The organism is Prevotella sp. HMSC073D09 (assembly GCF_001814145.1).
Taxonomy (GTDB): Bacteria; Bacteroidota; Bacteroidia; order Bacteroidales; family Bacteroidaceae; genus Prevotella; species Prevotella conceptionensis.
The window spans coordinates 78,348-91,839 of sequence record NZ_KV815108.1 but is presented as its reverse complement, the minus strand read 5'-3'; the positions used below and the strand labels follow the sequence as shown (position 1 = coordinate 91,839).

Below are 13,492 nucleotides of genomic sequence, written 5' to 3'. Positions count from 1 at the left end.
ACCAAAACGCACTGCATTTAGCATCAAAACGCACCGCATTTTGCACCAAAACGCACCGCGTTTAGCTGCAAATCGCCCAAAAACGGGTGTTAGTGACGGTCTGTTTAAATAAAAATTCATTTTGTCTGTATGTACAACTGACCACTTTTTGCACCGAAACAAACCTCCGCGAGAATCGATTTTTTGCGACAAGGTGGGCAGTTGGTTGGCAAAAAGGGCACTCATAATGTTAAAATCCAAGCTGAAAAGTTGACAAATCATCAGCTTAACGAGTTGACAAGTTAACGGTTAATTTGGTTGACGAGTGATTTGGTTGACGAGTTTACAAATTGGCGAGTTACGAGAGGGATAGGCCGTGAGTTTATGAGTTGGGAGTTGTTGAGTTGATAACTCCTGCACTTCGTACATGCGCAGAACGTTTATCTTGGTTTGGCATCACAAGGATGGTAAACTCCTCTCCATTTAAAGAAATATCAAAAGTCAAAACGACGTCGGTATCTAGAAACTTAATATTCGATATAATTGCAGTTAATATGCAGACCTAAAATGCTCGTTTTTTATGTTATGTAGCATGAACGCATGCGTTATTTATGTTTTTTAACCAAAAATTAAGACATTGGATGGTTTACACTTACTAATTTTACAGCCGTATAAAGATAGATGATGAATTTTATTTGCGGATAGATATGAGTGAAGGAATATATCATCCGCACCCGATGCCCTTGACAATTTATATTTCTAACCGCTTTTAAACATACCCAATGACAGCAAAGACAAGAAAATTTCTTTTGGGAGTGCTCTGCGTATTGGCCTTTAATGGTTATGCCCAGAAGAAGACAACGCTGAGTGCAGAGGTTTATGGCTACAAACAAGAAATGGTTTATTTCGATTGTTTGCAGTCGCCTTTCTTCAATGCCGAGTTTCATACCAACCCCGGCGATGAACATTTGTACTCGTTCGAAACAAAGAACCTCGTGTGCATGCTTATCAACGGACAGGTGAACGTGTTGCTGATGCCTGGCGACAGCATACATGCCGTGGTGCGCTACGATGGAAAACGCCCATCCGAAGTGGTGTTCAGTGGCAGTGAAAAGGCTGCTGCGGCCAACCGCCTGATAAGTAGCATCGACGACATGAGAAGGCAGATGCGTTATAAAAGTCAGCTGTTGGCTTGTGTCGTGGTAGACATTAAGCCACAGCAGCGAATTGAAGACTCGCGAACACTGCTCTCGAAGGTACAAGAGATGGTGGCTAAGCAAAAGTCGCAGTTAAGCGATGTGGCAGCCGAATACATCCTAGCCAATACCGAGGCGGCCACCTACATCTCGTTTATGGAATATCCGCAGATGTATGCCGACACCCGAAAGACACCCATTGCCGAACAAGGCATTGGCGATTATTGGAAACTGATGGACGGCGTTAAGACACGTTCGGGCGAAGGAGCATTGCGTAACCCCGACTACGTGAGCTTCCTTATGCGCTATTGTTTCTACGAAAACGAGAAAAAAACTGTTGCCCAAAAAGCAACATACACCATGCCCCGACAGCTCGAAACCATGTATAAGGAGCTGGCTGCCTTCTATCAAGGCGCACAACGCGATGCCGTGCTTTACCAATTACTTGTTAGCTTTATGCGCAATGGAAAAGAACTGGAACGCGCCAAACCGCTGTTTGCCGAATATAAGGCTAAGTATAACGTGGACAAGGGGTATCTGGACATTCTTGAAAAGCTGATGGAATAGGCTGTAATGCCGCACATCTGCACCTCTAAACGGGGGGCATGCAAAGGGCTTAACGTGGTTTGTGCCTAGCCCTTTGCCTTTTATGGCCCCATCAAAACAACAATCTACACGCCAACCAATTTCGAAACGCATCATAAACTAATCCTGCTTATCGATGAGAACAACTGAAAACAACCACCAAACAGCACTTGGGTGGCTATACATGCTATGTGCCATGTTGCTGTATGTTACCAGTGCGAATGCCCAAAGTGGGGCACTCGACGACTGGAAGAATACGCCTGTGACGCTGCGCGTGAGCAACGAACCGTTGGGAACGGTGCTCGAAAAAGTGGCCAAACAAGCCAATGCCACCATCGAATTTCAAGAAGTGGCACTTGTGGGCATCGCCCGCCCAACTACATTAAACGTAAAAGACGTACCGTTAGATAAGGTTTTGGGACGCTTAATTGGCGACCAAAACGTGTTGGTGCGCTACGAAACAGGCCGCCATATCATCATTTCGTCTTACAACAGGGATGTAGACGACAAAGAAATGCTACGCATCGAGGGTGTGGTTACGGATGCCAAGACCAACGAAACGCTGGTTGGCGCCACCGTTATGCTTACCGATGGCACTAAGACGGGCGGCGTAAAGGGTAGCATCACCGATGTGAACGGCAAATTTTCGCTGCAAGTTCCGCGCAAGAGCTCCATCAAGGTGTCGTATATGGGCTACGAAAGTGTTTCGTTGCAGATTACCAAACCAAACCCAAACATGAGGATTGCGCTGAAAGCCGATGGCCACATGGTGGAAGAAGTGGTGGTTACGGGTCTTAGTAAGAGAAGCAAATCTAGCTTTACAGGCAACTACGTGTCGGTGAAGGGCGAAGAGTTGCGCAAGCTAAACCCCAACAACATCCTTAAAAGCTTGCAGTTTTACGACCCCAGCTTTAAGGTTCTTGAAAGCAATACGCGTGGTTCGGACCCCAATGCACAGCCCGAATTCCTTATCCGCGGCGACCAAAACCTGGGCACAACGGCATCGCTTAACAGTATGGACTTGTTGCTCGACAACGTTTCGAGCCGCCCAAACACGCCGCTCTTTGTGCTGGATGGCTTCATCGTGTCGATGAGTCGCATATTGCAACTCGACCCCGAACGCATCGAAAACGTTACGATATTAAAAGATGCAGCTGCAACAGCCATCTATGGTTCGCGCGCATCTAACGGCGTGGTGGTTATCGAAACCAAGGTTGCGCCCGACGGTGTGCTGTCGGTTAGCTACAATGGAGGTCTGACCATACAGGCACCCGACCTTACCGACTATAAGCTAATGAACGCGCGCGAGAAGTTGCAGATGGAATGGGATGCAGGCGTTTACGAACCGTCTAACGACAAGAGCATGAACCGCTACAACCAATTGCTGCGCAACGTGCTGGCTGGTGTAGACACTTATTGGCTGAGCAAGCCCCTGCGTACAGCCATTACGCACCGCCATTCGATATCGGCAGCCGGCGGTACAGAGGTTTTTCGTTATAGCCTAGACCTTAACGCCGCGTTTAACCCTGGCGTGATGAAAGGTTCGGAACAAAACAACAAGAGCCTTAATTTCAGCATGACCTATCGTAAAGAAAACGTTTCGGTAGGCGCAAGTCTTAACCTATCGGAAACAGACGGGCACAATTCGCCCTATGGTTCGTTCTCCGAATATACGCGCGTAAACCCCTATTATCGTCCAACAAACGAGTTTGGCGAGTATTTGCAGCAGCTAGACAACCACACGGGGGCCGGTAGTGTGCCCATTGCCAACCCCCTTTATAATGCCAATGTGGGCATAAAAGACCTGACAAGCAACACCAACATCACGGCTAGCCTGAACTTGGAGTATCGCTTGTTGAAGAATTTGAGGCTCACGGAGAACGTTTCTTACATGCGCGGAATGGCGCGAACGGAGAATTTCTTGCCTGCTACGCACACGGTTTTCATTACCGAATTGGACAAAACCTTGCGTGGTAGCTACACCAAGAACACGGGAGAGATGACCTCGTGGTCGAGTAACCTGGGCTTGAACTGGAACATGGCCTTTAAAAAGCACCTGCTCAGCGTGTTTGGCAACTGGACACTTAGCGAAGACCGCAGCAACTATGTAAACCTTTCGGCCGTGGGTTATCCCGATTCGCACATGGACGATTTCATCTTCGGAAACAAGATGAGAACCCATCCCAGCGGCTCAGAGTCTATCGCAAGGTCGATGGGACTTATCACGCAGCTCTCTTATAGCTACGACAACCGTTACTCGGTGGATGTTAACGTGAGCAGCGAAATAACATCAAGATATGCCGACCACAACCTCACTCCTTTTTGGAGCGTTGGTTTAAGGTGGAACGCTTATCGCGAAAAGTGGTTGGCTGGTCGCGTGTCTAACCTCGTGTTCAGAGCCACCTATGGCGTAACGGGTGCGCAAAATTCTAGTCCTGCCGATGCCATCGAGTATTACACGTTCAGCCAAACGATGCGCCCTTATGCCTCGTTCTCCACGTTGGGGGCGGTGTTGTCGCGCCTGAACAATCCCAACATCAAGTGGACAAAGACAGATAATATGAGCCTTGGATTTGACGTGGGCGTGTGGAAAAACCGTGCCAACCTATCGTTTAACTATTACAACAACATCAGCAGGCAGCTGTTAACCAACTACGACCTAGCCCCCTCAACGGGTTTCGAGTCGCAGTACATCAACGCTGGCGAACTTCAAAACCGCGGTTTCGATGCTACGCTAAACGTTATCGCTTTGCAGAATATCCGTAAGCAATTTTATTGGACGGTGGCTTTGGGCATGAACCACAACCGCAACAAGATACGTAAGATATCCGACTACCTTCGTAAAATGAACGAAGAACAGCTGAAATCCAAGTCGGCTCCGCTGCCCGTTTACCAAGAAGGCAAGTCTACCACCACCTATTACGCCGTGCGCTCGTTGGGTATCGACCCCATGACGGGCAACGAAGTGTTCCTTACGCGTAATGGCGAGAAGACTTTTAAGTGGAACTCCGCAGACAAGGTTCCCGTTGGCGACACAACACCGAAGATGAACGGCACTATCAGTTCGTCTGTCAATTGGCGCGACCTCTCGTGTACGCTCGGTTTCATCTACAAGTGGGGCGGTATCGTTTACAACCAGACTTTGGTAGACAAGATAGAGAACAGCAACATCGCTTATAACCTAGACCGCCGCGCCGCGCAAGACCGTTGGCGCAAGCCCGGCGACGTAACGAAGTACAAGCGCATAGACCTTAATGGTTCGCAAACGCCTGCTTCCGACCGATTTATCATGAAAGATAACGAGCTGAGGTTGGCAAGCGTGAACGTTGGCTACCGCTTTAAGCAAACTGACTATAAGCTTTTGGGCCGACTAAACATCGACGTGTTGTCGCTCAACTTCACCACCAACGACCTCTTGCGCCTTTCAACGGTGAAGATGGAGCGTGGTCTTGGCTACCCCTTCTCACGTTCTTATACATTCACTTGCTCCATCATCTTTAAGTAAATAGCCCTATGAAGCATTTAATTTTCCCCTCCATATTATATAAGGTGTGCCGCATGGGCACCTTCCTCTTGGCTTGTTCGCTTGTAACTGCCTGTTCGGGATGGTTTGATGTAAGCCCCAAGACCGACCTCAAAGCCGATGAGATGTTCTCCACCGAGTCGGGTTTTGAAAGTTCGCTCACGGGTATCTACCTGCTGATGACCGACCAAGGGGCTTACGGCGGCAACATGTCGTTCGGCCTGCTCGACCAGTTGGCCCAGCAATACGACTACATTCCCGATGGAGCCAACGACCGTGCAGCCATCTACAACTACGCCACAGCAACCTCGGATGGTTTCCGAACCAAGCAGAAACTCGCCCAATCGTGGCTGAAACTCTATAATGTAATTGCCAATTGCAACAACTTCATTAAGTGGCTCGACCGCAATGGAGAGTCGGTTATACGCAATGTTAAGACCCGAAACACTTTCCGTGCCGAGGCTCTTGCCATAAGGGCGTATTGCCATTTCGACCTGCTTAGGGCTTGGGGACCGTGGAAATATGGTAAGGATGCGGCCGCAGCAGATGTGCCATGTATTCCTTATCGCATGGTGGCCGATAATTCTAAGCAGCCGCTTTTGCCTGCGAAAGAGATTGTGAAATTGGCCTTGAAAGACCTCGAAGAGGCCAAAGAACTGCTGGCACATGAGAAAAAAATGCGCTTGGACAACAACGAACGCCAGTTCCGCTTTAACTATCATGCCGTAAACGCCCTCATGGCACGTATCTATTGCTATGCCGGCGATGCCACAAATGCCGTGGCCTGCGCGCAAGACGTGGTGGATAATTGCGGCCTGACGTTGGTTTCGAGCAACCAAGACGACCCAATCCTCTTCTCCGAGTGCATCGCTGCGCTTAACATCTACCACCTTAGCGAGACATTCTCGTCGCACTGGGCAGACGGAGAAAAGTACACAACCCAGTACTTTATCCGTTCAGAACGGTTCAACAGCTACTTTGAAGTGTCGGGCGACCGCCGCGAAGACATGCGCTCTAAGAGTTCAGCGTTCTACGAACACGCCGCAGCAAAGACCGCTTTGTCGCGTAAGTACAACACCAACCCCAAGGAGGCTGTGCCACTGATACGCTTGCCAGAGATGTATTACATTCTCTGTGAGATGACGCCAGACCTAACTCAGGCTGCCCGATTTCTCAATGCCGTGCGCAACAAGCGTGGCTATTCGCGCTCGCTTAACGTAAACTTCACCGACGAGGCTAGTCGTTTAAAGGCCTTAGACCGCGAGTTCCGCAAGGAATTTTATGCCGAAGGGCAGTATTGGTACTTCTTGAAACGCCACGGAATAACGGAGCTGACCTACGATAACAGCATCGTTTTGTCGAAAGAACGCTTCGTGTTCCCACTTCCCGATGCAGAGAAAGAATATGGCTGGACCGCATCTCACGATGCGCAAGCTGGCAAACAAACCCCACAAACCAACCCTTAAACCACGATGAAGATGAAGAATAAGTTTGGATATGTCGTTGCCGTGGCCCTTGGCTGCATGCTCTCTTCCGCGTGCAAGGAAGAAATGGTGCCACTTTATGCCGATGATGGCGACGGCGTTTACTTCAATTACGGCAACAAAGATGCACTTAACGCCACAGTAAACTTTGCCGACTCCATTCTCACCGCTCCCAAAGAAATTGGCGTTTCCTTAAAGCTTAAGTTGATGGGGCGCAATTCCGACCAGCCTAGAAGGGTGGTTCTCAAGTCCAGAGCCGTGCAAGGCGTGGCCGAAGCCACCGTGGTTTGTCCCGAAGTGGTGTTCAAACCAGGCGAAAACGAGAAGTCGGTGATGGTGTTGGCGCAACGTCCCTCATTGGTAGACAGCACCTTTAAGGCGGAAGTGTACATCGATGCCAGCGACCCAGCCTCGCAGATAGGCGAGGGGATAAAGGAGTTTCAATCTTTCACCTTGCATGTGAAGGAAGCCTATACCAAGCCGTCTCAATGGGACGGCATGGGTGGTTCGTACTTCGGAACATGGTCGGCTGCTAAACAAAAGTTGCTGGTTAAGGTGACGAAACGTAACAACTTCTACGCCGAGAACGACTATTACAAGTTTGTGCAGTGGAACCTAGCCGCCATAGATAGCCTTCGTCGTCAGCAGCAAGCGGCCCCACAAACGGCCATCGAGGTAGACATCCCCTTCACCAACGACAACACCTATGCCAAGCCTTGGTATTGGACGTCGCTCCAAGACACCTATCTGGGCGCCTATCAGAGTGGTTCTTTCGTAGGACTTTGCAACAGCATGGACATCACTACGGCCAACGAATATGCCCAACTAGGGGGCAACGAGGCGGCGATGAAGGCTTTGAACCTGCGTGCGGTGAAACTGATGATGCAACGATACAACACTTTTTATCTGGACGGATGGCGACCTGGCAACAGCTACAAGGGCAGTTTCTACATCCCCATGTGGCCTAATGTGGCCTACGAAGTGGTTGAACCGCAGCCTTGGAAAGACGAACAAGGCGGTAAGGCGATGGTAGAGAAATACTACGGACCCTATTCTGACGCTAAATATCGCTTTATGATAAACGTGTGGCTTGCGCATAAGGGTGCAGATTTCGTACTTAACCAGCTCTTCCCCGTGATGAACGAGTGGGGCGATGTGCACTGGGATGCCTCGCTTGGAGGCGAAGCGGCCATCAAGGCTTGCAACAAGTTGTTCCGCGAAAAGGCTGCACAAGGCTCTTATCCCTTTACGTTCCCCACTGTGCCATAAGGCAAGCGAGGGTATAAGAAGGTGCGTTTGGCGCACTAAACGATTGGTGCGCCAAACGCAAATCCATAAAATAACGTATAAATTAACTAGAAATGACGAATAATATAACCATACAGACGGTGAGTAAGCGTATGAGAACGGCTCTCCGTTCGCCTTGGAAAAGCGTTGGGAGCAAGGCCGCTTGCCTTTCTCTGCTTGTTGCCGGCATGTTCTCTTCCTGCTACGAAGACAAGGGAAACTATACCTACAACTTCGATGGGATGAACGCCATCGACACGCTTATATTCTCACCTGCCTCGGTAGAAACGCTTACGGGGCAGACCATAGAGTTTACCCAGCCGCTCACTGCGGACGAAACGCACAAGCGCATCGAAGTGCAGGTGGGGCAAACGCTGTTGAAAAACACCGACCATCTGGACTTCCAATGGATTCGTTCTTATCAGAAAAACAAGGAAACTGTAACAGATACATTTACCACTAAGGGTTATCTGGATGTTGAACTGCCCGTGGGCAAGGCCACTCGTTTCACTGTACACCTTAGAGTGCACGACCGTAGCACGGGCCTTTCGCGTTATCAGAACTTCGCGGTAGCCACTCGTCCCATCTATAAAAACAGCCTTTTCTTCCTTCATGGCAAGGTGGGCAGCGTTCAGTTGGGCAATGTAGAGACGGTTGGTGCTGTTACCAACGTGCGCAGCGATGCCTATAAGCTTATCTTTAAAGAAGAGAAAAACCCCTTTACCGATGCCTATAAGCTGATGTTCCAATATGGATTGGTAGCCGAAGGCAGGGATTTCTTGAAGAAACAGAACTTTATTGTGTTTCTAAATAAGGGCGAAGTGAAGGCCTACGACCCCTTCGGATTGACCCCACGATACACGGCATACAAGGATTTTGTTGTGCCGGTGAGCGCACAAGGCGCTTTCTTGGCAGATAAGATTGGCATGACGGGCGACCCCTCTAACCAGTCAGACTTCTACTATATGTTGGGTAAGGACGGTCGTTTCTTGACGGCTCGCACCATTCCTTCATTTAAAACGCCCGCCACCGAAGGCTCTGTGGCTAATTATAACGTTACCGCTGCCGCCATCACGGCAAGCCATTTCGTGTTGTGGGACGGACGCAACAACCGTTTCTTGTATGTAAGCAAAGACGATGGTTACGGCATTTGGGCAGAGCAACAGGCATATCAGGCACAGCTGAACAATCCTGTTCTGGATGCACATGTTGACTTTTCGGGACTGAAAGAAGGACTCTCGCCCGTTGGCAAAAAGGCAATTTACGGCTATATTCAGTATCGCGAAAACTACAATAAGGCCACGCCTTACTTCATTTTCCGCGATAAAGCCGCCCCCAACTATTACCTCTACCAACTCACCTCAACGGCAACTGATGGCGACAAGGGCTCTGGCGGCAGTGGCGACGAACCTGCTTACACCATCAAGGGACAGAAACTAGAAGGCTTTACGCCCTCTTCTCTCGCCACTATCCTTTATAATACGTGGTTCAGCGCCAATTATCTCTTCTATGCAGATGGTGCTGATGTGGTGCGATATAACGTGAACAACGGCGATAAGGCCGTGTTGTACAGTGCTCCTGCGGGCTATACCATTGCGTGTATGAAGTTCCGTTCGGAAGATACCTTTATTTATTCTACCGACTTAGGACGTTATCTGAGCATCGGATTGAATAATGGGGCCAACGGTGCCATTGCCGAAATTAAGCTCAATACGGCATCAGACGTGGACGAAACCTACACGCCCTTGTTCTACGACAAGGATAGCGAGGGGCATAAACTGGGGAACATCCTCGATGTTCAGTTTGTTCGCGAGTATTCGTATGCGTTGCCAAGTAACAAATAAGGTGTTAAGTTGATGAAATTGTTAGTTGACTAGTTGACTAACAATCTCGTCAACTAACTCCCAATTTCACACTAAAAAAACATCCATTCATGTATAAATACTTCTTCACATTCCTCTTCTCGCTCTTTGCCACCACGCTCTTAGCACAGCAATCAAGCAGTATTGAAGGCGAGATAGAAGGCATTTCAGAGGGGCAGCTGCAACTTGTTGTACGCAGTTCGGAGAGCCGTTGGGAGCTCATCCACACAGTGGCGTTTGCCAACGGACGTTTCTCCATGCCCAATATAGAACTTACCGAACCGCTGCCAGCCCGCTTAATGGTAGCTGGTTATCAAGGCGGTTTCTCGTTTTTTATAGAGCCTGGCACAGATTATCGCGCCCTTTTGCGCAACGACGAGGGCTGGTTTGTGCGCGGAAAAGGCTTGCAAGACACCGATAGGGCATACCAACAGAAGTGCCTAAGCCTGATGCAAAGCGTGGCCAAGCTGCAACAACGGGCAGATAGCCTTCGCAAGGCGTTGCGCTATGGCAGTGCTAGTAAGGTGAACGATACCATTGCCGAACTGCGAAAAACGTTGGAAAACGAACGCCTTAACTTTATTTCTGCTAACGATAACATCCTTTCCGCCAGTCTGCTCCTTCAAGAGGCAGAAAGCCAAGACGCCCCTTTGGAAACCTGCCAACAGCTTTATGCGCAGCTTGGCAGCAAGGCACAGCAGAGCCGTAGCGGACTTATCTTGAAACAACGCATAGAACGTTTGCAGCAAGTGAGCAAGGGAAGTAAAGCCCCCGACTTTACTTTGCCTACCTCAGACGGGCGTAAATTCACCCTTAGCAAGATGCCTGGAAAGGTGAAAATCGTAGACTTCTGGGCATCGTGGTGCGGTCCGTGCAGGCTTAACAACCCCGTGTTGCGACAGCTATACGCCGACTTTCATGCCGCAGGACTTGAAATTGTGAATGTTTCGTTAGACGAAAAGCGCGACCGTTGGTTGGCTGCCGTTAAACAAGACCAGCTTACATGGACGCAGGTTTCTTCGCTTAAAGGCTGGAAAGACGAAGTGGCCAAAAGCTACAGCGTAACTGCCATTCCGGCTATCTTTGTGCTAGATGCCAACAACAACATCCTTGCAACGGGGCTACATGGCGACGACTTGCGCAAGTTTGTCACCAACTTGTTTTCCAATAAGGCTGCAAAGTAGGGAGAGTGTTTGGCATTTGCAGGCTCGTAAGCTGTCAAAACAGCCGCTTGCTCAACTCGAATGTATAGAAAGAAACACATCGCAAAACTTTTAAAATAGAAATAACAACATCCCATACAACATGAAAAAAGAACTTATATGCTTGTTGCTGTCCTGTGCAGGAACTGCCGTTGCACAGCAAAACAGCAGCTATGTAATAAAAGGAACGATGACGGTAGACTCGTTGCGCTACACGCCCGAACGTATAAAGAAGGTGTATCTAACCCACGAAGTTCAAGGGCAAGACGTAGTTGTAGACTCTGCCACCGTTGAAAACGGGCGGTTTACCTTCAAAGGTGAAGCTCCTGGCGTGCTTGCTCCTTATCGCATTTCGGGCTTTGACAATGGCACCGTGCAGCTGTTTCTCGAACCGGGAGAAATCACTGTGTTGCCTTTCGATGGTCGTTTTCCAGTAGGAGCGAGCGTAAAGGGCACGCCTGGCAACGACGTTCTCTTTGCTTATCAGCAATCGGGAAGTGGTGCCGTAGACATAGCCAAGCAGCGTATGGACAAGGTTTTGGCTAGCCTACCCCCCGAACAGCGTAACGATGAAAAGGCGTTTTATCCCTATCAGCGTGCCACATACTATGTAAACAGTTTGTCGCACCGCACAACTGCCATGCGTTTTGTGGCCCGTCACCTCGACTCTCCCGTAACGCTTTACATCATTAAATACGACCTGTTCAGGTTCTTTACACCCCAAGTGTTGGAAGAAACCTACCTCAACGCCGTGCCCGCCGCCGTGCGTAAGCATCCCATGTATCGCGAATTAACCAACTTGGTGCGAGCAGCCAACTTGGAAGTGGGCAAACCTGCACCCGACATTGATGGTTTAACGCCTGATGGGAAACGACTTGCCCTGTCTGACCTGAAAGGGAAATACGTATTGATAGACTTTTGGGCATCGTGGTGTGCGCCATGTCGCCGCGAGTTTCCCGTTATCAAGCAAGCTTTGCAAGAAACACAAGGCAAGGTGCCTTTCATGGTGTTGAGCTATTCGATAGACAGTAAGAAGAAGGAGTGGACCGACTGCATAGAACGCAACAGCCTAACGCACGCCAACTGGCAACACATCTCTGCTTTGAAGGGATGGGGCTCGCCTGCGGCCAAGCTTTATAACGTTGAGGCCGTTCCGCGCACGGTGCTTATCAGTCCCGAAGGCAACATTGTAGCCTTCGACCTGCGTGGCGAACAGCTTATTGAGGCCGTTAGGAAGATGAAGACTACCAGTGCTAAACCTGCTGAAAGCCAAAAAGGTAAGGCGGATGCTGCAAAGGCTGTGGTTAATGAGGTGAAAGAGATACCCGACAAACCGCTTTACGAAGAGTATCTAGCCCTGGAACGCCAACGCGACCAGCAAATAGCGCAAGACCTTGCGAAACTTCGCAGCACTAAGGGCGAGGCATATCTCAACACGGCTGATGGTAAGATAGATGCAGAGAGCATTCGCCGTGCCGCAGAGATTGGCTGGACGGCAGAACGTTTCCAATTCTTACTCGACCACAATACGTCGCCGCTTATGCCCTTGCTTGTAGAACGCGACATGCTGCCTATCTTTAATAAAGAATATGGCCGTCAACTATCGGCTGCTGTTGCTCCGCAGGTGCTTACGCATCCATACGCTCGTTCGCTCGAAAACAATGTGCGTTCGCGCAACCTCATGCAAGGTAGCGATGTGCCAGACATTGCCCTTCCGCTGGCCAACGGCACTGTTCGGCAACTCAGCAACAGCTTGGGCAAGTTTGTATTGCTTACGTTCTGGGCATCGGGATGCCCCGCCTGCCAACGCGATTTACCCCTGCTTAAAAAGCTGTATGACGAAACTCGTGGCTCGAAAGACAAGTTCGAGATGATTGGTTTCTCGCTCGACAAGAACCCCAAAGACTGGAAAAAGGCCATGAAAACGCTTGGCATAGACGGCGCAGACTGGTTGCAGGCATGCGACTTTAAGGGTAGTGCATCGCCCTCCGTTCGCCTTTTCAATGTTGGAGAAACGCCCACCAACGTGCTTATCGACCCAGAAGGCAAGGCTATCTCGTTGACTTTGCAGGGCGAAGAGTTGGTTACGCGAGTAAAACAGATACTGTCGGGCGATTTGTATTATCAGAAAGAAGATTCAAAGAAATAGGTGTTAAGCCCTGTGCGCACAGCTAATGCGTACTACATTCAAGGTATAGGCGCGTTCTATAAAGGGGAGGAATGTTACATTTCCACCATTATAGAATGCGCCTATGTGCTATCATGTCAAATTGTTGTATTACTTTTGTATATGGCAAGGCCTATACAGGCATGAAGGCATCTTTACTTTTCACCCTTTTCTTATCTTCTTCAAAAGGATTGGTTTGCAGCTTAT

The 13,492-nt window shown here is 49.4% G+C and carries 8 protein-coding genes; 7 read left to right on the top strand and 1 reads right to left on the bottom strand.

The features are described from left to right. Nucleotides 1-225, bottom strand: a 225-nt coding sequence (locus tag HMPREF2955_RS16595) for a hypothetical protein (protein WP_210401301.1), incomplete at its 3' end; no start/stop codon positions are given. 536 nt (nt 226-761) lie between these two features. On the opposite strand from HMPREF2955_RS16595, the gene HMPREF2955_RS09505 reads away from it, so the two are divergent. The 7 genes from HMPREF2955_RS09505 (at nt 762) to HMPREF2955_RS09475 (ending at nt 13,267) form a co-directional block, all read left to right on the top strand. Further along, entirely contained in the window at nt 762-1,742 is a 981-nt protein-coding gene (locus tag HMPREF2955_RS09505; protein ID WP_070722943.1) for a hypothetical protein, read from the top strand. Nucleotides 1,743-1,896: 154 nt separating this feature from the next. Continuing rightward, nucleotides 1,897-5,265 (top strand): SusC/RagA family TonB-linked outer membrane protein, encoded by a 3,369-nt coding sequence (locus HMPREF2955_RS09500; protein WP_070722940.1) that lies wholly within the window; start codon nt 1,897-1,899, stop codon nt 5,263-5,265. An 8-nt stretch (nt 5,266-5,273) separates the two neighbouring features. Beyond that, nucleotides 5,274-6,749 (top strand): RagB/SusD family nutrient uptake outer membrane protein, encoded by a 1,476-nt coding sequence (locus tag HMPREF2955_RS09495; protein ID WP_070722938.1) that lies wholly within the window; start codon nt 5,274-5,276, stop codon nt 6,747-6,749. 6 nt (nt 6,750-6,755) lie between these two features. Further along, the gene (locus HMPREF2955_RS09490) at nt 6,756-8,036 is read left to right on the top strand and encodes a DUF4843 domain-containing protein (protein ID WP_070722936.1); all 1,281 of its coding nucleotides are present in this window, start codon (nt 6,756-6,758) and stop codon (nt 8,034-8,036) included. Nucleotides 8,037-8,128: 92 nt separating this feature from the next. Continuing rightward, nucleotides 8,129-9,898, top strand: a complete 1,770-nt coding sequence (locus HMPREF2955_RS09485; protein ID WP_070722934.1) for a PKD-like family lipoprotein — start codon at nt 8,129-8,131, stop codon at nt 9,896-9,898. A gap of 89 nt (nt 9,899-9,987) precedes the next feature. Continuing rightward, nucleotides 9,988-11,100 (top strand): TlpA disulfide reductase family protein, encoded by a 1,113-nt coding sequence (locus HMPREF2955_RS09480; RefSeq protein ID WP_070722932.1) that lies wholly within the window; start codon nt 9,988-9,990, stop codon nt 11,098-11,100. A 121-nt stretch (nt 11,101-11,221) separates the two neighbouring features. Beyond that, nucleotides 11,222-13,267 carry a TlpA disulfide reductase family protein gene (locus HMPREF2955_RS09475; protein WP_070722931.1) on the top strand — a complete coding sequence of 682 codons (2,046 nt, stop codon included), beginning with the start codon at nt 11,222-11,224 and terminating at the stop codon, nt 13,265-13,267. Nucleotides 13,268-13,492: the final 225 nt, after the last annotated feature.

Excerpts from the sequence above, each read along its gene's own strand:
- HMPREF2955_RS09505 (WP_070722943.1), top strand. The coding sequence starts at position 762 with ATGACAGCAAAGACAAGAAAATTTCTTTTGGGAGTGCTCTGCGTATTG.
- HMPREF2955_RS09500 (WP_070722940.1), top strand. The coding sequence starts at position 1,897 with ATGAGAACAACTGAAAACAACCACCAAACAGCACTTGGGTGGCTATAC.
- HMPREF2955_RS09495 (WP_070722938.1), top strand. The coding sequence starts at position 5,274 with ATGAAGCATTTAATTTTCCCCTCCATATTATATAAGGTGTGCCGCATG.
- HMPREF2955_RS09490 (WP_070722936.1), top strand. The coding sequence starts at position 6,756 with ATGAAGATGAAGAATAAGTTTGGATATGTCGTTGCCGTGGCCCTTGGC.
- HMPREF2955_RS09485 (WP_070722934.1), top strand. The coding sequence starts at position 8,129 with ATGACGAATAATATAACCATACAGACGGTGAGTAAGCGTATGAGAACG.
- HMPREF2955_RS09480 (WP_070722932.1), top strand. The coding sequence starts at position 9,988 with ATGTATAAATACTTCTTCACATTCCTCTTCTCGCTCTTTGCCACCACG.
- HMPREF2955_RS09475 (WP_070722931.1), top strand. The coding sequence starts at position 11,222 with ATGAAAAAAGAACTTATATGCTTGTTGCTGTCCTGTGCAGGAACTGCC.